The following is a 25,847-nucleotide window of genomic DNA, read 5'->3' on the forward strand; positions in this document are numbered from 1 at the left end:
CAGGGGAAGATAATGAGCGTCGAAAAACTGGTGCCAAAGTCCAATGATGCCAAAGATGGTGAGGAAGGCGCACGCGCAAAACTGATCGAGACCGCGAGCATGATCATGCGTGAAGGCGACACCATCGATATTTCGTTTAGCGAACTGTCCGTTCGCTCGGGCCTCAACAGTGCGCTGGTCAAATATTATTTCGGCAACAAGGATGGTCTGCTTGAGGCAATCCTCGAACGTGACATGACCAAGATCGTGGAAGATGTCGGACTGCTGATCAAAAAGAACATGCCGCCGGAAGACAAGTTGCGCCACCATATTGGCGCGGTCATCGATACCTATTACGAATTTCCCTATATTCACCGGCTGACGATGCGGTTAATCCGTGATCTTCCGCCGGAAGGTGCTCGCGAGATTGCGGACAAATATCTCAAACCCCTGTCCGAGGCGTATAACATCTTTGTCGGTGAAGGCATCAAGTCCGGCGTGTTTCGCGATCTGGACCCTGATCTGTTTTATTCGGCCGTTACCGGCGCTGCGGATCGCTTTTTCACCGGAAAGCTGGTGTGGAAATATTGCTATGGTCGTACCGATTTCGACGAACGCATGCGCGATGCCTATCGGGACCAGACGGTTGATCTCGTGATGGCAGGGATTTTGGCGAAATAATATGTTCAAGGGAATGATGATGCACAGGCTGGCCGGATATGCTGCTGCGATTGTGACATTGACAGCGAGCCATGTCGCATTTGCGCATGGCGTGGAAGATCATCACGCCAAGACCACCCCGACTGTTCAGGTGACGCCGATGGATCAGTTGGTGCAGATGTTCGGCTGGGATTTTGAAAAAACCGAAATCACCACGCAGAAGCTGGATGACGGCTTTTACGTCCTGTTTGGATTGGGCGGCAATATCGCGGTCTCGGTGGGCGAGGACGGCACGTTGATTGTAGATGATCAGTTTCCGCAACTCATGCCGAAGATCAAGGCTGCGCTGGCTGAGTTGGGCAGCGACAAGGTGGATTTCGTGATCAACACCCATTGGCATTTTGATCATGCCGATGGAAACCTGACACTTGGCAAGGAAGGCAGCTGGATTGTTTCGCAATCAAATAGCCGGGCGATGATGCTGAATGATCACGTTGTCAATTTTGGCCCGTTTGCAACCGAACAAAAGGCCTATCCCAAGCACGCTTTATCCGACATTACTTTTGACAACACGATGCAGTTTCACATCAACGACCAGAAGATAGAACTGCTCCATGTTGGCCCGGCGCATACAACTGGCGATGCGGCGGTTATATTTCGCGGTGTGAATGCGGTGCACATGGGTGATGTGTTCAACAACGCCGGCTATCCGTTCATCGATGCCGACAATGGCGGTGACCTCGATGGAATGATTGCCTTTTGTCAGGCGGTTCATGATGCGATTGATGACGAGACAAAGGTGGTACCCGGCCATGGTCCTGTGACGGATCGCGCCAAACTCGCGCGATACATCGAGGTGCTGAGCGTAATCCGCGACCGTGTGCGGGCGATGATTGACGAGGGCAAGAGCCTCGAAGACATCATAGCCGCGAAACCAACGGCTGAATTTGATGAGGAATTTCAGGCCAACGCAATGATGTTGCCGAGCTTCATGAGCCGCGTTTACGCCAGTTTGATGCGAGACTAGTCTGCGACCACCAGCCGGTATCCGGCATCCAGACTGTTTTCTTCCATTAAATGCCCATAGCGCCTGTTCCAGGCGCCGGAATCCAGATCCTGAGCCAGCCTGGTCAGTTGGTCGGGCGCATTGTCCAGTTTGGCGAAGGTTGAAATGGATGCCCTGACTTTTGCTTCCAGATAAGCGTGCGGCCGGCGCCAGTAAGCACCCAGAAATCCATCGGTGCAGTCATGTGGCACAGGGATATCCTCGATTCTCACATCACCGAGAATTCTTCCATATTCCATCATTTTCGGCATGATCGGTTGATCCAGCTCGACAATTTCCGGAATATAGTCAGCCAGCCAGAAATAATGTGCTTCCGGGTCGAAAGTCAGTATGACCAACCGGTATTTTGCAACGCGGCGCATTTCACGCAGCCCTTTTTCAAGATCCGCCCAGTGATGTACCGTCAAAACGGCCATGGCAGCGTCAAACGCATCATCCGCAAATGGAAGATCTTCCGCGAAACCCTGATAGGCCTTGGCCGAACCCGCAGGGCGTTGCCGGATCATTTCGGCGGAAGGTTCCAGCGCGGTCACTTGCCGCTCTGCGGGTTCATAGGAACCTGTGCCGGCTCCAACATTCAACACGGTTTCTGCGTCACCAAGAGCTGTGTGAATCAGATTGGCAATACGTGGGTCCGGCTTGCGTAAATTCGAGTAACCGACACCGATCTTGTCATAGAGTGCAACCATGCCGGATTCAGCCTCTGGCGGGAATCGGATGCAGCATCGTCAGAAATTTGAGCTCCGTTCCGGCGCGGCGATGCTCGGACAATGCCTGATAATCCGGGTCGTTATACCAGGCCGTCGCCGCTTCTTCGCTGGGAAATTTGAACAGCACCACGCGGCCTTCGGGTGGCGTGCTGCCTTCAAATGTCGTCGATGCATCGTCAAAGGTGATGAATTGACCGCCATGCTTTTTCAGAATGGGGAAGAAACCCTTTTCATAGATGCGATATTCCTCGGCATCGTGGACAGTGAAATTGGCCATGACATGGACCGGAGGCTTATCAGACATGGGGTTTGTTCCTTTTCAAATGCCTGTTGCTGAAATCAATTATCGTTCTTCGCCATCCCAATTGCGTTTCGGATTTCATCATTGTCCGCACCCAGTGTGGGTGGATCGGCATAGATATTGGCCGGACTGGCAGAATAATGGACCGGGTGGCTGATGGTGCGATATTTCCCCATTTTCTCGCCTTCGCGCTCTTGCCAGAAGCCGACCTGCTCGAGATGGGGGTCTTGGAGCACATCTGCGATCTGGTTATAGCGCATGGCGGGGATATTGTTTTCGTCGAGCAGTTCCAGCCACTCGTCGGTGGTTTTGGTGGATGCGATTTCCTCGATGAGGGCGTAAAGCGCGGTGATATTCTTGGTGCGCTCGGAATAGGTCGCGAAACGGGGTTCTTGGAACACGCCCGGTTTTCCACCCAGCTCGAAGAAAGTTTCCCATTGCTGATCGCTATAGGGAACTAGACCGATATAGCCGTCCTTGGTTGGATAAGGCTTGCGATTGGGGTTGACCGAACGCGTATAGGCCAGCCGTCCGTTGCCCGGAATGAAGGTCTCGCCCCAAAGGTTTTCGACCATGTTGAACCAGGTAAAAGCTTCAAACATCGGGACCTGAACAAACTGCCCCTCGCCGGTTTTCTCCTTGTGATACATGGCAGCGAGCGTGGCATTGACTGCAAAAAGTCCGATGGTCTTGTCAGCCACCAGCGACGGCATATAAAGCGGTCGACCGCTATCCCCCCGCATCTCGAACAGTGATGCAAAGCCGGACGAGCACTGGATCAGATCATCATAGGCCTGACGGTGCGAATAGTCTCCGCCCTGGCCAAATCCGGCGCAGTGGACGTATACAATGCCCGGATTGACTGCCTTCACGCTTTCATAGTCCAGACCAAGCCGTTCCATCCCGGCAAGGCGGACGTTGTGAAAAAACACATCCGCGTGTTTGAGCAATTCGAGGATAACGGCCTTGTCTGCTTCGTCTTTACCGTTGAGCGTGATTGATTTCTTGTTGCGGTTGAGTGAGGTGAAAATAGGGCCGAGATCGCCGGTCGGGCTGTCACCGGCGTGGCGCATCATGTCGCCCGGGAATTTGCCCTGATCATTTTCGACCTTAATGACATCTGCGCCCATGTCTGCAAAATTAACTGTTGCAAACGGCCCCAGAACCACGGTGGACATGTCCACTATTTTCAGACCCTTTAGCGGCCCGGTTGGTTCCTTGTCCCATTTCAGTTCCGGCCATCCGCTCATCAACAATATCCTCAATTTAACAGGTGCATGAATATAGCTGTCTGTTATCAGCTTTAATCGATTGATGAACTGTTTATTTGGGGGATGAAACCTTGGCGATTACGGATCCACATGCACCGGTGCTGGTTGGCGTTGGTGAAGCAAGCGGAAAGAGTTTGAAGGCGGCATCGGGAGAGGAGTGGCCATCGACGGTCGATCTGGCATCTGCAGCTGTAACCGCAGCGCTCGCAGATAGCGGTGCAGCCGGAAAACTGGCTGCCTCTATTGATTGCCTGCTCTCGATCCGGCTTTTTCATGACAGCGGTTTGCCGCATGATTTCGGATCACCTGATAATCATCCGGATGCGGTCGCCACAGCTTCGAACCTGGATCCGGCGACCTTGCTCTATGGTGATGTCGGGGGACAAAGTCCGCAAAAGCATATCAACCAGCTGGCGAGGCAGGTCCATGCAGGCGAACACAAGGCAGTTGTGATTTCCAGTGCGGAAAATACCGGCACCGTAAAACGCGCGCGGCGGAGCGGGCACGCGCTGGATTGGACGCAAAAATCGGATCGCGTCATGACCGATCTGCGGACCGATGAAGACAAGATACTGACGGCTTATGAATGGCGGCAAGGGTTGATCAGCATGCCGATGTCCTACGGTATCGTCGAGAACGCCCGGCGCGCCAGGCTGGGCATGGACCGCGATAGCTATGCCCGGGATATGGCGGAGCTGTGGTCTGCTTTTTCCAGTGTTTCCGAGACCCGGGAACATGCAAATTTTGCGCGGTCGTGGACCGCGGATGAATTGCTTGCAGAAGATGATGGCAACTACCGTCTGAACGATCCCTATCGGCGCTGGATGGTGGCACAGGATGCGGTAGAGTTGGGCGCGGCAGTTATCATGACCACCGCTGCACATGCGGCCGAACTGGGGATCTCGGAAGACAAGATGATCTACCTGCATAGCGGTGCCGATGCGAGTGTGCCGCTGATCAGCGAACAGGCGGACCTGTCTGTTTCTCCGGCGATGGAATCGGCTTTCCCCAAGGCTCTGGAGCTGGCCCAGATGAGAGCAGATGCGCTGGGCCCGATTGATATATATAGCTGCTTCCCGGTTGCAGTTTCGCTGGCGATGGACGCGCTTGGTCAACCCGATCGACCGCTGTCATCCTACACACTGACCGGGGGACTGAGTTTCTTCGGGGGGCCCGGCAACAGTTACAGCAATCATGGTATCGTGGCTCTGGTTCAGGCGTTGCGCAAAGATGGCAGCAAGCCGGGCATGATCTCTGCCAATGGCGGTGTGATCAACAAGGAATCCGTAGGTATTTATGCAGCGCAGCCGGTGGCGGGCGGATGGTCTCCTGACCGGATTGCCGAACCGGTGCGGATAGCCAGACCTGCGCATGTGAAATCTGATCATTTCTTCAATGGCGAAGCCGTCATCAAAAGCTATGCCATGCCTTACGGGAAAAACAGTCGCGGCGCGGCGAGTCTCTGGCTGGAAGATGAAAATGGCTTGCCCGCTATTGGCATATTGGCCGACGCGCCAGAGAATACGGATCTGATTGGATTGCAAGTCACCGTAACAACACAAGACAATCGAAATCTGGCGGTGTTGGCTTGATGGCTTTACGGTAGAATCAGGGAATATATCACTGGAAACTTGTCTCAAACGATGATATTTTCTGCCTATGGCCAAAAATATAAAAGATATTGATGACAATGACCGCAATATCCTGAAAGCTTTGCAACGTGATGCAAGCCTGTCTCTGGAGAATCTGGCAGCGCAGCTGAGTCTGTCGACCAATGCCTGCTGGCGACGGATCAAACGCATGGAAGCGGACGGGATTATTGCTCGACGTGTTGCGATTGTGGAACCGGAAGCGGTTGGTCTGGGCATGACTGCATTTGTTGCAGTACGGACCAATGATCACAGTGATAAATGGCTGGAAAAATTCGCTGCGGCAGCTTCAGGACTGGATGAGGTTGTCGAGTTTTATCGCATGGCTGGCGAAGTTGATTACATGTTGAAATTGCTGGTTCGCGATGTGGCGGACTATGACAGAGTGTACAAGAAACTGATCAAGGCCGTGCCACTGTCGGACGTATCGGCCAGCTTCGCAATGGAGCGGATCAAATATGAGACCGCGGTGCCGGTTTAAAAAGGATTCATCTCAAAAACCTATACGGCAACCACATCCTGCCTGATCGCTCCAAATATCGAGTGACCGTCTTCATCCAGCATCTGGATTTTCACCGTGTCGCCGGCGCTCATAAACGGTGTTTTGGCTTCGCCGTCGTTGATCGTTTCGATCATCCGGATTTCCGCAATGCAGCTGTAGCCCAGTCCGCCATCAGCAACTGGCTTGCCTGGACCACCGTCGGCATCCTGATTGGACACCGTGCCGGATCCGATGATCGAGCCTGCACATAGCGGGCGTGTCCTGGCGGCATGGGCCACGAGTTGAGCCAGATTGAAGGTCGCGTCTACACCGGCATTTGCACGGCCAAAGGGCTCGCGATTATAATCGACGTGAAGCGGCAGATGGATCACCTGGCCTTTCCATGCATCACCCAGTTCATCAGGCGTAACCGCCACCGGTGAAAAGGCGGACGGGGGTTTGGACTGGAAAAACCCAAAGCCTTTGGCCAGTTCGCCAGGGATCAAGCCGCGCAGGGATACGTCGTTGCACAGCATGATCAACTTGATGTGACCGGCAGCATCATCCGCGCTGACACCCATCGGGACGTCGCCAGTAACGACCGCTACTTCGCCTTCCATGTCACATCCCCAGGCGGGGTCGCCGAGCGGGATATCATCGCGCGGGCCCAAAAATGCGTCAGAGCCGCCCTGATACATCAGCGGATCACTGTAAAAACTTTCCGGCACTTCTGCGCCGCGGGCTTTGCGAACCAGTTCAACATGATTGATATAGGCGCTGCCGTCTGCCCATTGATAGGCGCGGGGCAAGGGAGAGTGGGCTTCGCGTTCGTGAAACCGTTCGCACGGCACGGCCTGATGTTCGACGTCCCGGTAAAGCGCTTCGAGCTTCGGTGCGCAGTTGTCCCAGTCATCCAGTGCGGCCTGTAATGTCGGTGCAATGTTACTGGCCTCGCAACAGCGGGTCAGATCTTTCGAAACGACAACCAGCCGGCCATCGCGCGCGTTATTTTTCAGGGTGGCGAGTTTCATGATTCTCCGATCAATTGCTGAACCACAACAGTGGGCCGGAAAGCGGCAATAATCAACATGTGCGTTTAATGTTCGTCGCGGGCCTTTTCATGGAGCCATGCAGCATGTTGCGGCGCCTTTTTGGTGCGGCTCCACTCTTCCAGCATATCCGGTGCGACGCGCCGCAGTTCCTTCATTTCCTCGTCCGTACCGATATCACAGGCGATCTCCAGCCGGTGCCCATTGGGATCAAAGAAATAGATGGATTTGAAAATGCCGTGGTGGGTTGGGCCCAGCACTTCCAGCCCCTCGGCTTCTGCATTGGCCTTGGCGGCAAGCAGTTCATCGAGCGTGTTCACCTTGAAGGCAATATGCTGCACCCATTCCGGTGTATTGGGATCCTTGCCCATGTCCGGCTGCTCCGGCAATTCGAAAAAAGCCAGAATGTTGCCGCCACCAGCATCGAGAAAAATGTGCATGTAGGGATCATGTTCACCGGTCGACGGCACTTCATTTTCGGCAAAAGCAAGGTCGAAATCCATACCCATTACGCGTTGATAGAATTCCGTCGTCTCTTTCGCATCCCTGCAGCGATAGGCGACATGATGGATGCCGGAAAGATTGGGTGCAGACGTCATTCTGCCGGTTCTTTCACATCAAGGACACCACGCGCAACCTGATCTCGTTCGATGCTTTCAAACAGGGCTTTAAAATTGCCTTCGCCAAATCCATCGTCGCCTTTGCGCTGGATAAACTCGAAGAAGACCGGGCCAACCTGTGCTTCTGCAAAAATCTGAAGGAGCAGGCGCGGTTCGCCGCCTTCGGTCGTGCCGTCCAGCAAAATACCCCTGGTTTGAAGCGCGTTCACATCCTCGCCATGGCCAGGCAGACGTCCATCGAGCATCTCGTAATATGTGTTTGGTGGCGCGGTCATGAATGGCACGCCAAGCTCTTTGAGTCGGTCCCAGCAGGTCACAAGATCATCGCAGATGAGGGCAATATGCTGAATGCCTTCACCGTTAAACTCGCGCAGGAATTCCTCGATCTGGCCTTTGCCGCCTTCGCCTTCTTCATTGAGTGGAATCCGGATCTTGCCGTCTGGCGCAGTCAGCGCTTTGGAAGTCAGGCCGGTATATTCGCCCTTGATGTCGAAGAAGCGAATTTCGCGAAAATTGAATAGCGTCTCGTAATAATCCGCCCAATATTTCATGCGTCCGCCATAAACATTGTGGGTCAGATGATCGATAATATCAAAGCCGGCGCCGACGGGGTGACGATCCACGTCCGGCAGATATTCAAAATCGATATCATAAATGCTCAGCGATTCGCCGCGTTCGCCGCCGTCATAGCGATCAACGAGATACAGTATTGCCCCGCCAATGCCGCGAATGGCAGGAATATGCAGTTCCATCGGCCCGGTTTCGACATGTACTGGCTCGGCCCCGTTTGCGAGCAGATGATCATAAGCCTTGCGGGCGTCTTTGACCCGGAAAGCCATGCCGCAAGCGGACGGTCCATGCTCGCGCGCAAAATACCAGGCCGCAGATTTGGGCTCGTAGTTGATGATCAGATTGATCTGACCTTGCCGCCACAAATGGACATCCTTGCTGCGATGCTGAGCAATTTTCGTGAAACCCATGACCGAAAATACCGGTTCGAGAACACCGCGTTCCGGCGCGCAAAACTCGACAAACTCAAATCCGTCGAGTCCGGCAGGGTTTTCGAAAAGATCAGCCATGTGTGATTTCCTTTACGTGCAGCGCAATATAGTTACAAATGAAACTATAGGGGATTCGGTCCTGATATGCAAGTAAATAACAGCCCGAAACACACCAATATAACCGGGCGCAATATCGGGGGAGAATGACGGTGCAAAAACGCCATCAATTGGTGCTCATGGCATTTCTGGCCATTTTTATTTGTTATATGGACAGAGTCGCAATTTCGGTTGCGATCATTCCCATGGTCGAAACTTATGGTTGGGATTTATCCACACAAGGCCTTGTTCTTTCAAGTTTTTTCATAGGATATTTGTTGACCCAGATTGTCGGCGGCAAATTGGCGGATCGTTTTGGTGGCAAGATTGTGCTGGGGTTCGGTGTCTTTATCTGGTCACTTTTCACACTGGTAGCTCCACCGGCTGCGGCCCTGGGTATCACGGTGCTGATTATCGCCCGCATTTTAATGGGCATGGGTGAGGCGGTCACCTTTCCCGCCATTTACGCGCTTTATGCGCGCTGGATACCGGTCAGGGAACGGTCCCGGTCTGCGGGGTTTTCCAATAGCGGCATCCCGCTCGGAACGGTGTTTGCCCTGCTGGCTACACCGGTCATTGTCGCTCAATGGGGCTGGGAATGGGTATTCTACATTTTCGGTGCGACAGGATTTATCTGGTGTGCCATCTGGTATTTTATCATCGCACCGAATCCGCGTCAGCAGTCCGGGATCAGCCAGGCCGAACTGGACCTGATCGCAGCCGATACGATTGCCGATACTCCCGCCGCAGCAACACCCTGGGGCGCGTTGATGGGTAATATGTCGGTGTGGGCGATCATTGTCGCCCATTTTTGCAATAACTGGTGGTTTTATGTGCTGCTGGCGTGGTTGCCGACATTTGTTACCAAGGGGCTGGGCGTAGACTATGCCTCGGTCGGCCTGTTTGCGATGATGCCACATATCGCACTGTTTTTCTTTATCAATATTGCAGGTGTGGTTGCGGACCGGCTGATTGGCAGCGGCATGTCGATCACCAGAGTTCGCAAGCTCATGATGTTGATCGGCAGCGGTAGCAGCATCATTGCACTGCTGCTTGTCGGTCAGGCACAAAGTGCCGTGACGGCCATTGCGATCATGACAGTCGGCAGCGCGCTGGGCGGTTTTGCGGTCAGCGGTTTTTTCGTCAACCACATGGATATCGCACCCGAACATGCGGGGACATTAATGGGTATCACAAATACAGCCGGAACCATTCCAGGCATTATCGGTGTGCTGGTGAGCGGCTGGATACTGGATACCACAGGCTCATGGACGCTGGTCTTTCAGGTCGCTGCGGCTGTGAGTGCCTTTGGCCTGATATTCTATCTGCTTTTCGGGAGCGGCGAACGGCAGTTTTCGGATGCCGTCTCCCGGGTGGAAGGTGCGCCTGCTTAAGATTTATTCTGTGACCTTGATTTTGCCCGGACGCAAAATATCCCATTCTAGCGCACGAACTGTGCCGGAATATCTGGGTGGCTGGTATCCAGTAGTGGGATGATATTTTCGGGTAGATCCGTATAGGCATCCGTCCAGCGGGACACCCAGGCAGGGTCCTTGACCTTGCTGGGATGATAACCAGGCGCAAGCGACCGTAACATGGCCGGCGATACCTTGATCAGGAATTGCGTAACCATGCGCCATAACCGCAACCGGCTGGTTAACTTGTTCCACAGACGATCCCCCTCGAGCATCCGTTTATAGCCCTTGCGACTGGCCCATGCGACGTGGAAACTACCATAAATCAAACCCCATGTCCGGGGCCAGTAGCTGCCATATAAATCCTCATAGAGATCATATGCGACATTCTTGTGCTCGGTCTCTTCGACCATATGCCACAGGATCAGGGATGAAACGGATGGATCCGCATTTCCGAAAAGATCGCGACGCGCTTCGATCAACCATTCCGTCATGCCCATGGTCATGGTTTCAAATCCCGCCGTATAGGCAAGCCGCCAGCGCAGGCTTTTCGCCTGAAAATTCTTGTACTCTGCAGCCATTTCTTCTTCCACATCGGCGAGTTTCGGATAATGGCATTTCAATATCTCGTTATAGCGGCGGTGATTTTGGAAATGGTTGCCTTCCTGGGCCATGAAACCGTGGACATCTTCTTTCAGTTGCTGGTTGCTGGCTTTTTTTAGCGCTTCGCGAACCGTTTTGATCAGAAAGGGCTCGAGATAGGGCATGGTCAGTGAGGCGCCATTGGCCATGTGACTCCATTCGGGGCGTCCGGGATACCAGACCGGATTGATTTTCTCATCAAAGGAAAACGGAATGGCGCGAACAACAATTCCGCCCGTTTCAGGGTGCAGCGTCTTTTCATGCGCGCTCATGTTTCTGACTCCAGTGATTTATATTTTTTCCACGCGCCCCATCCAAACAGTCCAAACCCGATGTGAACGGCAATGATTGGCGGCCAGCCAAACAGATAGATGATATTGTTGATCGTCACATCGCCCGAAAACGGGCCACCGCCAAATTCAAGACCGCGTGTGCTGAATATCGCATTGGCAATTGCGGGGAGCGTGAACAACCATGCATAGGTGAGTGATGACCAGAATAGCCAAGCCTGGCCTTTGATCCCAAGTTTTACAAATGGAGCTGCAGCTGCCAACGCGATCAGGATCAATCCATTCGTGATACCTTCCAGATGCGCCATATTCCAGGCGCGCCGGTCACCCCCAATTTCAACAGGTATGTCGGTAAATAATGGCCACAGGTCCAGCGCACCGAGCAGGAAAAAGAAATAGAGCCAGCCGCTGAATGCGGATGAAATCAACAAGCCCACGCCATTTAGCACGAGCAATGCCCGTCTCCTGTCACTTAACATGTTTTTTCTCCCCCGGTTTGAACGGAACGACGTTGGTCATGGCTTTGATAGCTTCCGGCGCCAATCGCTCGAGCGCCTTCGTACACCAGTCGACCCACTCCCATTCCCATCGCATGCCCACTTCCAGGGCGAGTTGTTTTCCGAGATCGGCCAATGAATTGCTGTTCTCCAGCAATTTGTGTTTCATTACATATTCCGCATGCCGATCCTGATGACGTTCAATTCGCCGCAACAGATTTTGACGTACACCGTCGACATCAACCGATTCAATTCCGTAGAGTTGAACCAAAAAATGATCTTTCATTTCCGGAGGTTCGGATGGCTCTCGTGACCATTGCAGTAAAGCCTCCCGTCCGGCATCGGTGATTGTGAAGACAATGCGATTGGGCTTGCCGGACTGAGGAACCTCTTCGGCAATGGCCAGACCGTTTTCCTTAAGCTTGCCCAATTCACGATAGATCTGCGAGTGCCGTGCTCGCCAGAAAAAGCCGATGCTTTCGTCGAACTGCTTGGCAACATCATAGCCCGATTTTGGTCCCTCGGACAGGGAAACCAATATTGCAAATCCAAGTGCCATCCCACATCCTTTATACTCCACTTATGGAATATATATGACAAAAGTTGAATATGAGTCAAATTGTTTATACATTCCTGCTCCAAAGAGAAAAGATTGAAGCCGATCCGCGTGTCCATTGGCATCGTTCAATGAAAATCACGCGACTTCGGCAATATCCGGACATTGCGGGGATGTCCGCCGTTGGATGTTGCCGGGTGATGTGGACGATGCAGCGGTATCGGTGAGGGTTTCTCGTGAAGAGCTGCCTGCCGGTCTTCGTTGCGATACACCGGGCGATTGACCTCATCGGCGCGGGCCATGGGTATTGGTAGCTTCTCCCGATCGGTTATCTCTTCCAGCATATGGGTGTAGTCCTCCACCCGCGACGTCATCAGATGGGTGACGCCTTCTACGCTGCGCTGGACTTCACCGGTGGCGAGCATCAGCCGGGCGGCCATGACCGGGCGGCGCATTTTCTCGAACCGTCTGGCCCACAGCAACAGATTGGAGACGCCGGTTTCATCTTCCAGCGTGATGAAAATCGCGTTGCCCTTGCCGGGGCGCTGACGGATCAGGACAACCCCGGCGACCTGTGCCTGCGATCCGTTTTTCGCCCTGGAGATATCTTCGCAGCTGAGTACGCCCATCGATCGGAACCGTTCGCGCAAAAACTCCATCGGATGGCCTTTGAGAGACAGCCGCAGGCTCTGATAATCAGCTACAACATGTTCGCCTTTGGCCATGGCGGGCAAACGGGCGTCTTCTTCCGTGCCCAGTTCCTTCGCTTGTGCGGCCTCAAACAGGGGCAGTGTATTCACCGGTGTTCGGCGCACTTCCCACAAGGCCTGCCGCCGGTCGAGACCCAGCGAGCGACAGGCATCGGCATCGGCAAGCAGGCGCAGCGCGCGAGCGGGGAGCTTTGCTTTATGTGCGAGTTGTTCGACAGTGCGGAACGGCCGGGCAGCGGCGAGTTGCTCGGCCCAGGCTTCGCGAAAACCGTCTATCTGGCGAAACCCGATACGTAAGATCGTTTTATCCTCCCCATGCGTAATATGGGGAGGAGGACCATTCGCAGGATGGTGGAGGGGCCGCCGCATCGCGGCGGTTGCACCGTCGACCCCTCCACGGCCTTCGGCGGTCTCCCTCCCCAAAGCTAAAACTTCAGGGAGGATTTTCTTCACCCGGTTGTCCCAGTCGCTGTGATTCACATCCACTTCCCGCACCTCGACATCATGCTCGCGTGCGTCACGAACAATCTGCGCAGGGGCGTAAAAACCCATAGGTTGAGAGTTGAGCAGAGCAGCTGCAAAAACATCCGGGTGATGGCATTTGATCCAGCTCGACACATAGACCAGACGGGCAAAGCTGATCGCATGGCTTTCCGGAAAACCATAGCTGCCAAACCCCTGGATCTGCTTGTAGCAGCGCTCGGCAAAGTCGCGCTCATAGCCTTTGGCGACCATGCCTCCGATCATCTTTTCCTCAAAATGATGGATGGTCCCGACATTGCGGAATGTTGCCATGGCACGGCGGAGCTTGTTGGCGTCGCCGGGCGTAAAATCGGCGGCGACAATGGCCAGTTTCATCGCCTGTTCCTGAAAGAGCGGCACGCCGAATGTTTTGCCGAGCACCGATTTTAGCTCGTCCGGATCATGCGGCGGGGCAGGCGATGGCAGGGTCACTTTCTCGATTCCGGTACGCCGGCGCAGATAGGGATGAACCATGTCGCCTTCGATCGGACCGGGCCGGACAATCGCCACCTGAATCACCAGGTCATAGAATATGCGTGGACGCAGGCGCGGCAGCATGTTGATCTGGGCGCGACTTTCGACCTGAAACACGCCAACGCTATCGCCCTTGCAGAGCATGTCATAAGTGGCCGCGTCCTCATGCGGGATATTCTGCAGATCATAATCACCTGCTCCAATATCGCGCATCATGTCAAAAGCCTTGCGAATGCAGGTCAGCATCCCCAGTGCCAGCACATCAACCTTCATCAGGCCCAATGCATCAATATCATCCTTGTCCCACTCGATAAATGTGCGGTCGTCCATCGCAGCATTGTGAATGGGTACGGTTTCATCGAGTCGATCCTGGGTCAGCACAAACCCGCCGACATGCTGTGACAGGTGACGCGGATACTGGAGAATCTGCCGGACAAGGTCGCCGACCCTTTTGATTTCGGGATTAGCCGGATCGAGCCCCGTTTCCTGAAAACGACCATCAGGCGGCTTGTCAGAATAGCTGCCCCAGACAGTGCTGGAGAGGCGGCTGGTAATATCTTCGGACAGGCCCAGCGCTTTGCCGACCTCGCGGATGGCGCTGCGCGAGCGATAGTGGACAACCGTCGCGGCAATCCCCGCACGATGACGACCATAGCGGTCGTAAATATACTGGATGACCTCCTCGCGCCGTTCATGCTCGAAATCGACATCGATATCCGGGGGTTCCTTGCGTTCCTCCGAGATAAATCGCGAGAAGAGCAGGTCATGTTCCATCGGATCAACCGAGGTGATGCCAAGCAGATAGCAGACCGCGCTATTGGCCGCACTGCCCCGCCCCTGACAGAGGATACCTTCGCCGCGCGCATATTTCACGATGTCATGGACGGTGAGGAAATAGGGCGCATAGTCCAGTTTCTGAATGAGACGCAGCTCGTCTTCGACCTTTGACCGCAAGCGTTCGGGCAGGGTCTCACCATGTTTTTCATGTGCGGTGGACCAGGCCAGATGTTCGAGCCAGTCCTGCGGTGTCCAGCCTGCAGGTACGGGTTCATCAGGATAATGATAGCTGAGTTCATCAAGCGAAAAATCTATCCGGTCCAGCAGCTTTTGTGTCTCTCCAATGGCTTCCGGACAGTCCTGGAACAGCCGCGCCATTTCCGTCGGGCTTTTGAGATGGCGTTCTGCATTGGCGGCAAGCAGGCGACCTGCTTTGGTGATGGTTGTCTTTTCCGCGATACAGGTCAGGACATCATGGAGCGGGCGTTGCTCTGGCGAGGCGTAGAGCGGGTCATTGGTGGCGATCAACGGGATGTCCCACTGCATGGCCGCGGTCTGCAATCGATTCAGCAGCCGCTTGTCCGGACCGGATCGCGGCATGACTGCTCCCACCCACAGACGGTTCCCGACCAGTTCGGACAGACTGGCCAGGTCTGCTATTTCTTGCGGCTGTGCCATGGCGATCAACAACAGATCTTGATGAAAGGTCATCAGGTCAGGCAGCGTGAGATGGCAGTTACCTTTCTCGACCCGCAGATTTCCTGTCGACAGTAATCGCGTCAGTCGTCCCCAGCCATATCGGTTAACCGGATAGGCGATAATGTCCGGGGTCCCGTCCGCAAAGACCAGCCGCGATCCCACGATCAGTTTGAAGTCGGACAATACCATGCCTTCTTCTTCGGCTTCCTCGCGCGCTGTTCGCAAGGCGGCATGTGCCCGCACAACACCGGCGACGCTGTTGCGATCGGCAATACCGATACCAGTCATGCCCAGGGCCATCGCTTCCGAGACCATAGCCGCCGGAGAGGATGCACCGCGCAGAAAACTGTAATGGGTTGCAGCTGCAAGTTCGGCAAATTGTGTCACGCGAACAGTCCGTGGATATACCAGTCAGGATTGGCTTTTTCGTCACCGTAAAGCCCATGCCGGAACATCCAGTACCGCCGTCCGTTCACATCTTCGACCCGGTAATAGTCACGGGTCAGGCCGCCCTTGCCGACCTCCTGTCCGTCTTTGCGGGTCCACCATTCCGATGCGATCCGCTCGGGGCCTTCATAGCGGATTACCCGGTGGGTCTTGCGCCGCCAGGTGAAGCGGTGCGGCGGGCCATCGGGGACTTCAGCAATCACCTGCACATGTTGCGGGGGATCAAATAGATGCAGGGGCCGCATCGGCGGATTACCCGGCGGAGAGAAAGCCCATGGGATGGGCGCGGGGGCATCCAGTATGGGCAGGGCAAGCAGGCCCTGTTCAGGGATATGGCTGTCGGCAGGCTGAAAACAGGTCACCCGTTCGCGGCCCAGCCGGGTGCTGAGCTGGCTGACCAAAGCAGTCTGATCGCCTTGCTGGTCTTCGCCCCCTTCGAGGTGCAATTGTCGGGAGGCCAGCGATTCCGCCGCGACAATGCTGAGCCGGATCAAATCATAGCCAAAGCCGGGATTAAGTTCATCATTCAACGCTCCGATCCGTTCGCGCAGCAAGCGTTTGAACAGTGCTGCGTCCCTTGTTGGTGCTCCGGTCTCCACCCCCAGCCGGGCAACATCGCCGTCACAGCGGAACAGCATCATCCGGATCATTCGGGCACCTTGCCCGCGTTCTTCCAGCCTGACGCTGGCTTCAACAAACAGCTCTTCCAGACAGGATAGCGCGGCATCAATATGGGTTAGCGGTTCGGGAAAGCGGCGTTCGGTGAGGATGTTTCCGACCGCGCGGATCGGATCAATCGGGCGGTCTTCAACGCCCAGCAACCTGTCCAGACGCAGTGTCAGTTCCATGCCAAAACGTGCGGCCAGTCCCGGACGCGGTCGTTCGGCAAGATCGCCAATATGATAGAGCCCGGCCCGTTCGAGCGCCTGATGGGTTTTGTCGTCCATATCGACCGCGGACACGGGCAATTGCTCTTCTGCGCCTTCCTTCAGGCCATGGCGAGCGAGCGCCAGTGCTGCATCGGGTGTTCCGGCCAGTGCCCAAAGCGCGCGATAGCCGGCCTCATCCAGTCGGTCTTCGACATCCTGTGCGAGAGCCTCTTCACTTTCAAAGAAATGCGCCGCACCGCCAATGTCGAGGATCAGCGCATAAGGCGGATCAATCGCGACCATCGGTGTGTAGCGTTCGCAGGCTTCTGCCAGCCGGCCCAGCAAAGCCGCATCGCCCAGCGGATCATGATCAAAGGCCAGCAGTTCCGGCACCCGTGCCCGTGCATCGGCGAGTTTCATGCCGGGACCAAGACCAAGTGACAGGGCCTGCCGATCGGCCGCGACAATCACCATCGCACCGCGCTGTTTTTCAGTCAGAACAAAAGGCGTTTCAGGCTGCCCATATGTCCGGATCAACCTCTCGGACGGCAGGTAAGGCAGAAACAGCGCCAGTGTCCGGCGCACGCGCTCCGGTTCTTTGCTCGCCGGAATGGTCACGGGAATCTTCGGGGGTAATGTCTCGGAAATTTCGGTCGTCACGGTTCCACTCCACTCGGGCCTTCAGCCCATAAAGCCCACTGCGATGTCGCAGCAGAGTCATGTCAAAAGCCGGTTGCCCTGACGCATTGGCTTCCAGCGGGGTCGAGGGCGCAGCGGTCACGGACCACCGGCTAAATGCTGCGGTCGGCATCGGGTTGTCAGAGACGTCGCCGCCAGAGCGCAGCAGCAAGGTCAGCACACCGGATTTTTGTGCCGACAGTGACAGGCGGCGGGTTGCAGTCAGGTCCAGCCCTTTGGGTTTTTGGCCGGCCAGTTCGACGATGACGGCAGCCATGGCCGGAGAACGCACACCGTCGGCGGCGGCGCGCAATACCGCAATGCTATTCGGCGCATCGACATGGATGATGCGGGCCGGATCGATTCCCAGTTCGGCCAGTCCCGGCGGATAAAGCTTGCCTTGTCTGCGGGCCTGTCCGGTTTCAGATATCCACAGAAGCGCACGATCCTGCTGGTCTTTTGGCGCGATTGTGCGGCAACGTTCGGCCAGCAGCAGCGCCATGGCCGCTGCACTTGTTGTATCCGGTTTTTCAGCGCCGTGAATTTCATGCAGGGCAGCACGAGGCAAACCTTGCTGCAGAGCATTGCCGCGCAAGGCTTGATCGAGATGGTCTACGCCAAAAGTGAAATGCGAGGGTGCATCTTCATCCTCGGACGTCTTTACGCCTGACGCAGACAGGATCTTGGCCAGCCGCGCCTTCAAGGCAGAGGGCTCTACTGCAGCAGCAGAATGTCTGACGGGCTGTGACTGTGTGGGCCACCCCGAATTCGAATCGATAATGTTCATGGTTTGTTCCAGTGTAAAGAACATACCGCTTTGGTCAAGTCACCCCGTGCAAGACGCTCGTCGAATAGCGCTTGACCATCTGTAAACTCTGACCGAGATTGCCTGTCATGGGAGAGAATCGATGAAAAAATCACTGCTCAAAATTTCTGTTTTTTGTCTGGTAACGACGGCGCTATTGCCGATACAGGCACAAGCCAATCATCATGCCGGGTCTCCGGCGAAGGTGGTTGATGTGGCTGCAACTCGGGCGGCCCTGACCGAGGCACCCGGTCGTTCCGATGCTGACAAGGCGCGCGATGCCGGACGGAAGCCGGCTGAAATTCTCAACTTTCTGGGGTTGAAATCAGGCGACACTGCCTTTGATGTTCTGGCTTCGGGCGGCTGGTACACCGAGGCCTTGTCGATTGCAGTGGGGCCAAAAGGCAAGGTCTATGCACAGAACCCGGCAATTCTCTTGCAATTGCGCGAGGGCGCGAATGACAAGGCGCTGACTGCAAGACTGGCAGATAATCGTCTCGCCAATGTGGTTCGGCTGGACGAAGAAATCACCGCCTTGTCGATCGCGCCTGGTAGTGTGGATGTTGCGATAACCGGGCTCAACTTGCACGATATCTACAACAGCTATGGTGAGCAGGCGGCGATTGGCTTTTTGACAGCGGTCAAAGCCACTTTGAAGCCTGGCGGTGTGTTTGGCGTGATCGATCATGTCGGTAATCCGGATGGAGATAATAACGCGCTCCACCGCATGGAAACGGCTCTGGCAGTGAAAGCAGCCGAATCAGCCGGTTTCACCGTGGAGCAAGGCATCATGCTAGCCAATCCGGCGGACGATCATACCGGGAATGTGTTTGGGCCGGACCTGCGCGGCAAGACGGACCGCTTTGTGCTCAAACTGACAAAACCGGAATGAGTTGTTGAGCAGATAAATCCCTGACATGGCTTGATAACCGTCAGCCAAGCATCCAAATGGGCCTGATTGCCTGTCTGGAGCCATAATTGTGATTGAAACCGTCCGAAAATTCATCGAATCATCACGCTTTCAAAATGCGATCATGGCAGTGATTGTGCTCAATGCGATCATCATCGGGATGGAGACATCGCCCGCGCTGATGGCGCAGTTCGGTCCCGTACTTATTGCTCTGGACCAGATTGCGATTGTCATTTTTGTGATCGAGATCCTGCTCAAGCTGCTGGTCTATCGGCTGGCATTCTTCAAAAATGGCTGGAATATTTTTGACTTTGTGATTGTCGCGGTCGCGCTGGCCCCAACTGGCGGCGCGTTGTCGGTCTTGCGTGCGCTTCGGATATTACGTGCCTTGCGGCTGGTTTCGGCCATGCCGAAAATGCGCAAGGTGGTGCAGGGGCTATTCGCGGCCATTCCGTCCATGGGCACCGTCATCCTGCTGCTTGGACTGGTCTTCTATATCGCCGCCGTCATGGCAACCAAACTGTTCGGTGCAGAATTTCCGCAATGGTTCGGATCCATCGGCAAGTCGCTTTACTCGCTGTTCCAGATCATGACGCTGGAAAGCTGGTCAATGGGAATCGTCCGGCCGATCATGGAAGTTTATTCCTGGGCCTGGATATTCTTTGTGCCCTTTGTACTGGTGACGTCCTTTGTTGTGCTTAACCTGTTTATCGCGATTATCGTCAATGCGATGCATGAAGAGGCAGATGAAGAACAGACCGCCCAGCGCGACGAGATACTTGATGAGATCCGGGGATTGCGGACCGAAATGGCAGAGATCAAAGCGAAACTTTAGCCCCCGCGTTATTTCAGGTCCGGTTTGTCTCGATAGAAATGGACCTGCATCTGCATTGGTCCGGACAGTTCGACATGATGCAATTGTTCCGGTTCGATCAACTGACGATCACCGGCAACCATGGGTCGGCGATTGCCCGAATCCTCGATTACATAGACCAGTTCTCCGGCAATCAGGTCCAGCAAACCCCAAGTTCCTGCCTTGGTATTATGTGCATTTTGCAAGGCTTTTGGCAGACTGGTTTCGTTGAATATGGGTGTCGATGAATAGGGTTCTGCTTTTTTGGGCATCATGTTCACATCACGATCAAACGGATGATTGCGATCGCTATCCCGAAGAACGCAAACATGATCGGGACGACCAGCATCTGGCCATAGACGGAGCCAAAGCTCATCCATCCCGTATGCGTATCGAACCGGCCATTGACCCATTGGCTTTTCTGACGCAAGCGCCCGCGGCCAAGACTGTTGAGCGCATAAGCGGTACCGAAATACATCAGTGTGTAGAGGATACTGATGGCAATCATGAACAACGCTCGCCCGTCATGACCAGTGCCCAGAATCAGGCCGCCGAAAAACAGAAGGTAGCTGGCGGCCATGCTGCCCCAGATAATCGGCGGAATACCAAAAGTGCGGGCTTCCGGTTGTACGGGTGATTGTATGCGGTCCTTCTGGAAGGCGGCTTCGCTATAGAATTCATCGCTTTGAACGGCCATATTATGTTCATCGAGCAACATCATGTTTCTCCCTGTTTTGCGGAATAGAGGGCAGGCCATCACGGTGGATGGAGATGCCGGTCAGCAGGCTGTCGGCAATTCGTGCCGCGCGTTCCGAGAAAAACCGGCACGCGGCAGGATCGGGCATTATTTCAGGCAATATGTGATCGAACAGCATCAGCCAGCGCGTGAAGTGCGTCTGGTCAATATCCGGAATCGCCATATGCTTGACCATCGGATTACCCCGAAAGCGGCCGGACTCAATTGCGATCGAAGTCCAGAATGCTTTCATCCGGGCGAGATGGGGCGGCCAGTCGGTAATTTTTTCATTGAAGATCGGGCCGAGCATATCGTCGCTGCGGATGCGCGCATAAAAGGCCTCGACCAGATCGGAAATCCGCTGTTCGGTAATTCCGAGAGCGGCGGCCTGGACAGCCTTGTCCTCTCGGGCGGCAATTGTATCGGGGTGGGCCATGGTACGACTCGCTTAAACATGTATTTAATATACCTCTTATACGAAGCTTGAAACTAAAAGCAATATATAATATGCATGTTTAATGAGATTAACGACACAGACCGATTATGCGCTGCGTATGCTGATGTTTCTGGCGACCCGGGAAGGCAGTCAGAAAATCGACGATATCGCCCATGTTTACGGAATTTCCAAAAACCATCTGATGAAGGTGACACAGCGACTGGTGGGTGGCGGGTTCGTGCACAGCCAGCGCGGGCGGGGTGGCGGTCTGACGCTCGCGCATCCTCCGCGGGAAATTAACGTGGGTGCAGTTGTCCGGGTGATGGAAGACACCGGCCAATTTGTCGAATGTCAGATGGGTTCCGCGAATAACTGTATCATCACGCCCGTATGCGGGCTGAAACATGTTCTTGGCGATGCAGTCGATGCGTTTCTGGGACATCTGGACAAGTTCACGCTGGCCGACATTTCGCGCGATCAAAAGGGCATGGCAAATATCTTCGAAAGCGCCGCAGCCTGATCTCTGCCATGTGACAAATATCCGGTTTTCCGCTACGAAGTCATCAGGAGTGGAGGCCCCAAAATGACGACTCGATACATATGCGCTGCCATAGCCATGCTTTTGGCATCACCGGCTCTCGCCCAGATTCATGATCCCAATGCCTTGTCTGCGGATCCTGCAACCGCAACCAGTGCGATTGCGCCCCGGCTTGCCGGTCTGGGAGATCATCACATTACGGTTACGACCAGTAATCCAGACTCTCAGTATTTTTTCGACCAGGGGTTTCGGCTGACACTGGGCTTCAATCACAGCGAGGCTTTGCGCTCCTTCAAGGAAGCAGTGCGCCTCGATCCGGATAACGCAATGGCCTATTGGGGCTGGGCGCTGGTACTGGGGCCGAATCTCAATTTGCCGATGCAGGAAAATGTCGTCGCCTCTGCCTATCAGGCCATGCAAAAGGCAGTCGCCCTGAAAGGCAATGTTTCCGAGAAGGAGCGGGCGTTTATCGAAGCACTCGCTGTCCGCTACTCGGATGATCCGAAGGCCGATCGCGCGGCTCTGGATGCTGCTTATGTGGATGCGATGGCAGATCTGAGCAAGCGCTATCCTGACGATCCGGATGCAGCGACATTATATGCCGCCGCGATTATGAACACAAATCCCTGGGACTATTGGTATCGGGACGGAACTCCCAAAGAATCGACCAAAACAATTTTGACGACACTCCAGGCGGTGGTTGAAAAACATCCGAGACATGCCGGTGCCCATCACTATCTGATCCATGCAGTTGAAGCCTTTCGCCCCGAGCTGGGTGTCGCCAGCGCTGATCAGCTGGGCGGTTTAATGCCCGGAGCCGGTCATCTGGTGCATATGCCGTCGCATATCTACATGCGTGTGGGGCGCTATGCCGATTCCTATGATGCCAATGCGCGTGCGGCCAATGCCGACAATGCCTATATCGTCCAGTGCCGGGCGCAGGGGCTTTATCCGCTGGCTTATTATCCGCACAATATTCATTTCATGGTCTGGTCCGCGATGTTCCAGGGACGCAGCGACGCTGCCATGGCTGCCGCACGTCAGGTCAAAGACAAGATACCCGTCGATCTTAAGGATGATACCTGGGCGCTCAACGAACTGTTCCGGTCCCAGCCAATGTTCGTGATGATGCGTTTTGGCCAGTGGGATGCAATGCTGGCGGAACCCCGTCCGATTGAAAGAATGCGTTTCATGAATGGTGCCTGGCATTACGGACGCGGACTGGCATTTGTGCACAAAGGTCAAATCGAGGAAGCCAGGCAGGAACTCGTTCGGTTGGTGGAATTCCGAAAAATGGCAGAAACAGACACGGAATATTATGCCGGATTTGGCGTGGCTGGCGGTCTACTGACCATTGCTGAAGAATTGCTGCAGGGCGAGCTGCTCGCGAAGGAAAAAGACTATCCCGCGGCGATCGCGCATCTCGAACGCGCTGTCCGGTTAGAGGATAGCCTGCGCTACAATGAGCCTACGGACTGGTATATTCCCGCGCGCCATTCTCTTGGGGCAGTCCTGCTCGAAGCAGGTCAGCCAGCAGAAGCAGAAACCGTCTATTGGGAAGATTTGCGGCGTAACCCGGAAAATGGCTATGCCCTGTTTGGATTGAAACAGAGCCTTTCCGCACAAGGCAATGCTGCGGTTGCAACGGCTATTAATGCCCGTTTTGTCGAGGCGTGGAAACAAGCGGGCAATCCGCTCCAGACATCGCGCTACTGACCCGCGGAATCGGGTCTGTTTTGAAACGCGAGACGGTTCCATGTGACCCCGCGCGCCTTGTTCTGTGGCTGGATCGAATTGCCGTGGGTGTTGAGCAATAGCTCCAGGCCATTTTGCGATGCGAGATTGATGGTTTCTTCTGCTGACACATTGTACATGATCCGGTCTTCCGGGACTGGACCGTGGCGCAACGTTATGAACAGCTTTGCGCTCGGTGCCATGATCGAAGTGATGTGAACCATGGCTAATCGGCGTGCACTTTCGTTCAGATGCATCCAGACCGCGCTCATCATCACCAGGTCAAAATTCCGCTTCAATTTGCGAACGATAGCCAGCTCTGGAAGGCTATCATCCAACCAGTCTATTCGCTGCGATGGATGCAGTCGTGCGGCCGTTTCACGCAGTTCTGCTGTGGGTTCAACTGCCAGCACCTTGTGCCCATTACCCGCAAACCAGGCTGCATCGCGCCCGGTCCCCGATCCTATATCGATGATCTGCGAAGGAAGGGTGGGGAAATGGGGCAGAAAATCCGCGTGAACCTCTTCGGTTCTGCAATTTTCATAGGGCGCGAGAAGTGACCTTGCTTGTTCAGCATAACCTTCTGTTCCGCTAACGGCCACTTTCCGCACAAGCTACTGACCAAGCTTGAGAGCCAGTTCGTGCATGGCGATCGCTGCCTGTGCGGCCTCACCGCCCTTGTTCTTCCGGGTCTTGTCGGCACGGGCCAGCGCCTGTTCCTCATCTTCGGTTGTGATAATGCCATTGCCAATGGCGGCTCCGTCCATGGTCAGCGCCATAATCCCGCGCGCACTTTCACCGGCGACGATTTCAAAATGATAGGTTTCCCCCCGGATCACAACGCCGATTGCGACATAGCCGTCATATTCGCCGCTATCGATGGCGAGTGAAATCGCGCCCGGTATTTCGAGAGCTCCGGGAACCGTAATCGTCTCATGGTCATGGCCCGCTGCTTTCAATGTGCTGCGAGCGCCGTCGAGCAGCATGTCGTTGAGATGGTCATAGAAGCGGGCTTCAACGATCAGGAATTTCGCCATTATGCGGTCTCCAGTTCTTTTGTGGATATGTCGGTGTCGCCAGTCGGCACCTCGCGCTGGCCGACAATGCGCAGGCCGTATGCATCGAGACCAACCAGATCATGGCTGGTGTTCGACAGCAATTCCATGTCGCTGACCCCCAGCTCGGTAAGAATTTGCGCGCCTACGCCATAGTCCCGGATTTGATCCATGCCGGGGCCTTTTTCGCCGGCGAGTTTGCGGACCTGATTGGACAGAAATTGGGGACTTTGCTGCGTGATGAAAACAATCAATCCGGCACCTTCTTCGCCAATAATCTTCATGCATTCGGACAGCATTTTACCGCTTGGCCCGGTGGCACCGAATATGTCATTGAAAATTGTCATAGCATGCATCCGCACCAACGTCGGACTGTCCGGATCAACATGGCCTTTCTGCAAGACAATCTGTTCGGTTTCCGTGGCGGTATTATAGTAGGTAATTGCTTTCCATTCGCCGCCCCATTCGCTTTCGAAAGTCGCCTCTGTCCGCCGTGCTGCCAGATGATCGTTGCGCAGGCGATAGGCGATAAGGTCCCGGATTGTCCCGATCTTCATGCCATGATGCTGGGCAAATTCGATAAGATCATCGAGCCGTGCCATTTCGCCATCGTCTTTCATGATCTCACAGATCACGCCGGATGGATTGAGACCAGCGAGACGTGAGACGTCGACCGCAGCTTCTGTATGGCCTGCCCGAACCAGTACGCCGCCATTGCGCGCCTGCAGCGGAAAGACATGGCCCGGCGTCACAATCTCTTCCTTGCCTTTGGTCCCGTCAATCGCCACCGCGACTGTCCGTGCACGATCGGCCGCGCTGATACCAGTTGTGACACCGTCACGGGCTTCGATCGAGATCGTGAAGGCCGTTTCATGAGCGGTGCGGTTATTCTGGCTCATCATGTCGAGACCCAGTTCCTCGACCCGATCCTTGTCGAGCGCGAGACAAATCAGACCGCGGCCATATTTGGCCATGAAGTTGATCGCATCCGGTGTCGCCATCTGCGCCGGGATAATCAGGTCACCCTCATTTTCACGATCTTCGTCATCCACGAGAATATACATGCGTCCATTGCGCGCTTCGTTGATGATTTCTTCTGCTGTTGCCATCACACCACTGCCGCCACGCGCCAGATAAGTTTCCAGTTTGCCTAATGTTTCGGCCGTCGGGTTCCAGTCCGGTTGTCCCAGTGCCCGCAGGCTGTTGGCATGAAGACCAGCTGCCCGGGCCAGCCCGGCGCGGGTTTCTTCGCCGGAATCGATCAGTTCGATCAGTTGCTCTATCAATATTTTGCTCATGGGCTCGCCCTTTCCAATAACTG

Annotated in this window: 27 protein-coding genes; 9 read left to right on the forward strand and 18 right to left on the reverse strand. The window is 54.9% G+C overall.

Annotated elements, in window-relative coordinates:
- Nucleotides 1-12 precede the first annotated feature (12 nt).
- Both ABJI30_RS06310 and ABJI30_RS06315 read left to right on the forward strand, forming a co-directional pair.
- A complete protein-coding gene (locus ABJI30_RS06310) occupies nt 13-660 on the forward strand; it encodes a TetR family transcriptional regulator (RefSeq protein ID WP_348016334.1) in 648 nt (215 codons plus the stop codon).
- 1 nt (nt 661) lies between these two features.
- The gene (locus ABJI30_RS06315) at nt 662-1,666 is read left to right on the forward strand and encodes an MBL fold metallo-hydrolase (RefSeq protein ID WP_348016335.1); all 1,005 of its coding nucleotides are present in this window, start codon (nt 662-664) and stop codon (nt 1,664-1,666) included.
- On the opposite strand, the gene ABJI30_RS06320 is transcribed toward ABJI30_RS06315, so the two are convergent.
- From ABJI30_RS06320 to ABJI30_RS06330, 3 genes are read right to left on the reverse strand one after another with little or no spacing between them, the layout of a single operon-like run.
- Nucleotides 1,663-2,394, reverse strand: a complete 732-nt coding sequence (locus ABJI30_RS06320) for a class I SAM-dependent methyltransferase (RefSeq protein ID WP_348016336.1) — start codon at nt 2,392-2,394, stop codon at nt 1,663-1,665. The two genes, ABJI30_RS06315 and ABJI30_RS06320, sit on opposite strands and share 4 nt — an antisense overlap.
- Nucleotides 2,395-2,401: 7 nt before the next feature.
- Nucleotides 2,402-2,719, reverse strand: coding sequence for a DUF1330 domain-containing protein (locus tag ABJI30_RS06325; protein WP_348016337.1), 318 nt, complete (start codon nt 2,717-2,719; stop codon nt 2,402-2,404).
- A 35-nt stretch (nt 2,720-2,754) separates the two neighbouring features.
- Nucleotides 2,755-3,966, reverse strand: coding sequence for a CoA transferase (locus tag ABJI30_RS06330; protein WP_348016338.1), 1,212 nt, complete (start codon nt 3,964-3,966; stop codon nt 2,755-2,757).
- 92 nt (nt 3,967-4,058) lie between these two features.
- Here ABJI30_RS06330 and ABJI30_RS06335 point away from each other — a divergent pair, with 92 nt between their 5' ends.
- Nucleotides 4,059-5,579: a hypothetical protein gene (locus ABJI30_RS06335; RefSeq protein ID WP_348016339.1), complete on the forward strand. Its 1,521-nt coding sequence runs from the start codon at nt 4,059-4,061 to the stop codon at nt 5,577-5,579.
- A gap of 67 nt (nt 5,580-5,646) precedes the next feature.
- A complete protein-coding gene (locus ABJI30_RS06340; RefSeq protein WP_348016340.1) occupies nt 5,647-6,117 on the forward strand; it encodes an Lrp/AsnC family transcriptional regulator in 471 nt (156 codons plus the stop codon).
- 20 nt (nt 6,118-6,137) lie between these two features.
- On the opposite strand, the gene ABJI30_RS06345 is transcribed toward ABJI30_RS06340, so the two are convergent.
- The 3 genes from ABJI30_RS06345 to hppD form a co-directional block, all read right to left on the reverse strand.
- Nucleotides 6,138-7,148: a fumarylacetoacetate hydrolase family protein gene (locus ABJI30_RS06345; protein ID WP_348016341.1), complete on the reverse strand. Its 1,011-nt coding sequence runs from the start codon at nt 7,146-7,148 to the stop codon at nt 6,138-6,140.
- Nucleotides 7,149-7,213: 65 nt separating this feature from the next.
- Nucleotides 7,214-7,765, reverse strand: coding sequence for a VOC family protein (locus ABJI30_RS06350; protein WP_348016342.1), 552 nt, complete (start codon nt 7,763-7,765; stop codon nt 7,214-7,216).
- Nucleotides 7,762-8,865, reverse strand: coding sequence for a 4-hydroxyphenylpyruvate dioxygenase (gene hppD, locus ABJI30_RS06355; RefSeq protein WP_348016343.1), 1,104 nt, complete (start codon nt 8,863-8,865; stop codon nt 7,762-7,764). The genes ABJI30_RS06350 and hppD overlap by 4 nt, the downstream gene beginning before the upstream one ends.
- A 125-nt stretch (nt 8,866-8,990) precedes the next feature.
- On the opposite strand from hppD, the gene ABJI30_RS06360 reads away from it, so the two are divergent.
- Nucleotides 8,991-10,277 carry an ACS family MFS transporter gene (locus ABJI30_RS06360; protein ID WP_348016344.1) on the forward strand — a complete coding sequence of 429 codons (1,287 nt, stop codon included), beginning with the start codon at nt 8,991-8,993 and terminating at the stop codon, nt 10,275-10,277.
- Between the two features lie 47 nt (nt 10,278-10,324).
- On the opposite strand, the gene ABJI30_RS06365 is transcribed toward ABJI30_RS06360, so the two are convergent.
- From ABJI30_RS06365 to ABJI30_RS06390, 6 genes are all read right to left on the reverse strand, one after another.
- On the reverse strand, nt 10,325-11,212 hold the full coding sequence (locus tag ABJI30_RS06365; protein ID WP_348016345.1) for a metal-dependent hydrolase: 888 nt from the start codon (nt 11,210-11,212) through the stop codon (nt 10,325-10,327).
- Nucleotides 11,209-11,709, reverse strand: a complete 501-nt coding sequence (locus tag ABJI30_RS06370) for a hypothetical protein (RefSeq protein ID WP_348016346.1) — start codon at nt 11,707-11,709, stop codon at nt 11,209-11,211. The genes ABJI30_RS06365 and ABJI30_RS06370 overlap by 4 nt, the downstream gene beginning before the upstream one ends.
- The gene (locus ABJI30_RS06375) at nt 11,699-12,286 is read right to left on the reverse strand and encodes a PadR family transcriptional regulator (RefSeq protein ID WP_348016347.1); all 588 of its coding nucleotides are present in this window, start codon (nt 12,284-12,286) and stop codon (nt 11,699-11,701) included. The genes ABJI30_RS06370 and ABJI30_RS06375 overlap by 11 nt, the downstream gene beginning before the upstream one ends.
- Before the next feature lie 125 nt (nt 12,287-12,411).
- The gene (locus ABJI30_RS06380) at nt 12,412-15,852 is read right to left on the reverse strand and encodes an error-prone DNA polymerase (protein ID WP_348016348.1); all 3,441 of its coding nucleotides are present in this window, start codon (nt 15,850-15,852) and stop codon (nt 12,412-12,414) included.
- Nucleotides 15,849-17,399 carry a DNA polymerase Y family protein gene (locus tag ABJI30_RS06385; RefSeq protein ID WP_348016666.1) on the reverse strand — a complete coding sequence of 517 codons (1,551 nt, stop codon included), beginning with the start codon at nt 17,397-17,399 and terminating at the stop codon, nt 15,849-15,851. The genes ABJI30_RS06380 and ABJI30_RS06385 overlap by 4 nt, the downstream gene beginning before the upstream one ends.
- A complete protein-coding gene (locus ABJI30_RS06390; RefSeq protein ID WP_348016349.1) occupies nt 17,293-18,246 on the reverse strand; it encodes a hypothetical protein in 954 nt (317 codons plus the stop codon). Before ABJI30_RS06390 ends, ABJI30_RS06385 begins: the two co-directional genes overlap by 107 nt.
- Nucleotides 18,247-18,367: 121 nt before the next feature.
- On the opposite strand from ABJI30_RS06390, the gene ABJI30_RS06395 reads away from it, so the two are divergent.
- Both ABJI30_RS06395 and ABJI30_RS06400 read left to right on the forward strand, forming a co-directional pair.
- Entirely contained in the window at nt 18,368-19,156 is a 789-nt protein-coding gene (locus ABJI30_RS06395; RefSeq protein WP_348016350.1) for a methyltransferase, read from the forward strand.
- An 88-nt stretch (nt 19,157-19,244) separates the two neighbouring features.
- On the forward strand, nt 19,245-20,009 hold the full coding sequence (locus ABJI30_RS06400; RefSeq protein ID WP_348025302.1) for an ion transporter: 765 nt from the start codon (nt 19,245-19,247) through the stop codon (nt 20,007-20,009).
- Between the two features lie 8 nt (nt 20,010-20,017).
- Here the strand turns inward: ABJI30_RS06400 and ABJI30_RS06405 are convergent, their stop codons facing one another.
- The 3 genes from ABJI30_RS06405 to ABJI30_RS06415 are packed head-to-tail and all read right to left on the reverse strand — an operon-like array spanning nt 20,018 to nt 21,199.
- Nucleotides 20,018-20,302, reverse strand: a complete 285-nt coding sequence (locus ABJI30_RS06405; RefSeq protein WP_348016352.1) for a DUF1971 domain-containing protein — start codon at nt 20,300-20,302, stop codon at nt 20,018-20,020.
- A gap of 2 nt (nt 20,303-20,304) precedes the next feature.
- Nucleotides 20,305-20,748 carry a hypothetical protein gene (locus ABJI30_RS06410; protein ID WP_348016353.1) on the reverse strand — a complete coding sequence of 148 codons (444 nt, stop codon included), beginning with the start codon at nt 20,746-20,748 and terminating at the stop codon, nt 20,305-20,307.
- On the reverse strand, nt 20,732-21,199 hold the full coding sequence (locus ABJI30_RS06415) for a group III truncated hemoglobin (protein ID WP_348016354.1): 468 nt from the start codon (nt 21,197-21,199) through the stop codon (nt 20,732-20,734). The genes ABJI30_RS06410 and ABJI30_RS06415 overlap by 17 nt, the downstream gene beginning before the upstream one ends.
- Before the next feature lie 82 nt (nt 21,200-21,281).
- On the opposite strand from ABJI30_RS06415, the gene ABJI30_RS06420 reads away from it, so the two are divergent.
- Entirely contained in the window at nt 21,282-21,719 is a 438-nt protein-coding gene (locus ABJI30_RS06420; RefSeq protein ID WP_348016355.1) for an Rrf2 family transcriptional regulator, read from the forward strand.
- A 63-nt stretch (nt 21,720-21,782) separates the two neighbouring features.
- Entirely contained in the window at nt 21,783-23,453 is a 1,671-nt protein-coding gene (locus ABJI30_RS06425) for a hypothetical protein (protein ID WP_348016356.1), read from the forward strand.
- Here the strand turns inward: ABJI30_RS06425 and ABJI30_RS06430 are convergent.
- From ABJI30_RS06430 to ribB, 3 genes are read right to left on the reverse strand one after another with little or no spacing between them, the layout of a single operon-like run.
- On the reverse strand, nt 23,447-24,073 hold the full coding sequence (locus ABJI30_RS06430) for a class I SAM-dependent methyltransferase (RefSeq protein WP_348016357.1): 627 nt from the start codon (nt 24,071-24,073) through the stop codon (nt 23,447-23,449). The genes ABJI30_RS06425 and ABJI30_RS06430 overlap by 7 nt on opposite strands.
- Nucleotides 24,074-24,085: 12 nt before the next feature.
- Entirely contained in the window at nt 24,086-24,508 is a 423-nt protein-coding gene (gene ribH, locus ABJI30_RS06435; RefSeq protein WP_348016358.1) for a 6,7-dimethyl-8-ribityllumazine synthase, read from the reverse strand.
- A complete protein-coding gene (gene ribB, locus ABJI30_RS06440; RefSeq protein ID WP_348016359.1) occupies nt 24,508-25,824 on the reverse strand; it encodes a 3,4-dihydroxy-2-butanone-4-phosphate synthase in 1,317 nt (438 codons plus the stop codon). Before ribB ends, ribH begins: the two co-directional genes overlap by 1 nt.
- Between the last annotated feature and the right edge of the window lie 23 nt (nt 25,825-25,847).

Source organism: Parasphingorhabdus sp. (assembly GCF_039968395.1).
In the GTDB taxonomy this organism is placed as follows: domain Bacteria; phylum Pseudomonadota; class Alphaproteobacteria; order Sphingomonadales; family Sphingomonadaceae; genus Parasphingorhabdus.

What these genes read in the sequence shown, in the direction of transcription:
- ribH (WP_348016358.1), bottom strand. Translation starts at nt 24,508, where the DNA reads ATGGCGAAATTCCTGATCGTTGAAGCCCGCTTCTATGACCATCTCAAC.
- ABJI30_RS06390 (WP_348016349.1), bottom strand. Translation starts at nt 18,246, where the DNA reads ATGAACATTATCGATTCGAATTCGGGGTGGCCCACACAGTCACAGCCC.
- ABJI30_RS06360 (WP_348016344.1), top strand. Translation starts at nt 8,991, where the DNA reads ATGACGGTGCAAAAACGCCATCAATTGGTGCTCATGGCATTTCTGGCC.
- ABJI30_RS06415 (WP_348016354.1), bottom strand. Translation starts at nt 21,199, where the DNA reads ATGGCCCACCCCGATACAATTGCCGCCCGAGAGGACAAGGCTGTCCAG.
- ABJI30_RS06315 (WP_348016335.1), top strand. Translation starts at nt 662, where the DNA reads ATGTTCAAGGGAATGATGATGCACAGGCTGGCCGGATATGCTGCTGCG.
- ABJI30_RS06350 (WP_348016342.1), bottom strand. Translation starts at nt 7,765, where the DNA reads ATGACGTCTGCACCCAATCTTTCCGGCATCCATCATGTCGCCTATCGC.
- ABJI30_RS06395 (WP_348016350.1), top strand. Translation starts at nt 18,368, where the DNA reads ATGAAAAAATCACTGCTCAAAATTTCTGTTTTTTGTCTGGTAACGACG.
- ABJI30_RS06425 (WP_348016356.1), top strand. Translation starts at nt 21,783, where the DNA reads ATGACGACTCGATACATATGCGCTGCCATAGCCATGCTTTTGGCATCA.
- ABJI30_RS06370 (WP_348016346.1), bottom strand. Translation starts at nt 11,709, where the DNA reads ATGTTAAGTGACAGGAGACGGGCATTGCTCGTGCTAAATGGCGTGGGC.
- hppD (WP_348016343.1), bottom strand. Translation starts at nt 8,865, where the DNA reads ATGGCTGATCTTTTCGAAAACCCTGCCGGACTCGACGGATTTGAGTTT.
- ABJI30_RS06345 (WP_348016341.1), bottom strand. Translation starts at nt 7,148, where the DNA reads ATGAAACTCGCCACCCTGAAAAATAACGCGCGCGATGGCCGGCTGGTT.
- ABJI30_RS06365 (WP_348016345.1), bottom strand. Translation starts at nt 11,212, where the DNA reads ATGAGCGCGCATGAAAAGACGCTGCACCCTGAAACGGGCGGAATTGTT.
- ABJI30_RS06330 (WP_348016338.1), bottom strand. Translation starts at nt 3,966, where the DNA reads ATGAGCGGATGGCCGGAACTGAAATGGGACAAGGAACCAACCGGGCCG.
- ABJI30_RS06310 (WP_348016334.1), top strand. Translation starts at nt 13, where the DNA reads ATGAGCGTCGAAAAACTGGTGCCAAAGTCCAATGATGCCAAAGATGGT.
- ABJI30_RS06320 (WP_348016336.1), bottom strand. Translation starts at nt 2,394, where the DNA reads ATGGTTGCACTCTATGACAAGATCGGTGTCGGTTACTCGAATTTACGC.
- ABJI30_RS06375 (WP_348016347.1), bottom strand. Translation starts at nt 12,286, where the DNA reads ATGGCACTTGGATTTGCAATATTGGTTTCCCTGTCCGAGGGACCAAAA.
- ABJI30_RS06340 (WP_348016340.1), top strand. Translation starts at nt 5,647, where the DNA reads ATGGCCAAAAATATAAAAGATATTGATGACAATGACCGCAATATCCTG.
- ABJI30_RS06405 (WP_348016352.1), bottom strand. Translation starts at nt 20,302, where the DNA reads ATGATGCCCAAAAAAGCAGAACCCTATTCATCGACACCCATATTCAAC.
- ABJI30_RS06325 (WP_348016337.1), bottom strand. Translation starts at nt 2,719, where the DNA reads ATGTCTGATAAGCCTCCGGTCCATGTCATGGCCAATTTCACTGTCCAC.
- ABJI30_RS06420 (WP_348016355.1), top strand. Translation starts at nt 21,282, where the DNA reads ATGAGATTAACGACACAGACCGATTATGCGCTGCGTATGCTGATGTTT.
- ABJI30_RS06410 (WP_348016353.1), bottom strand. Translation starts at nt 20,748, where the DNA reads ATGATGTTGCTCGATGAACATAATATGGCCGTTCAAAGCGATGAATTC.
- ribB (WP_348016359.1), bottom strand. Translation starts at nt 25,824, where the DNA reads ATGAGCAAAATATTGATAGAGCAACTGATCGAACTGATCGATTCCGGC.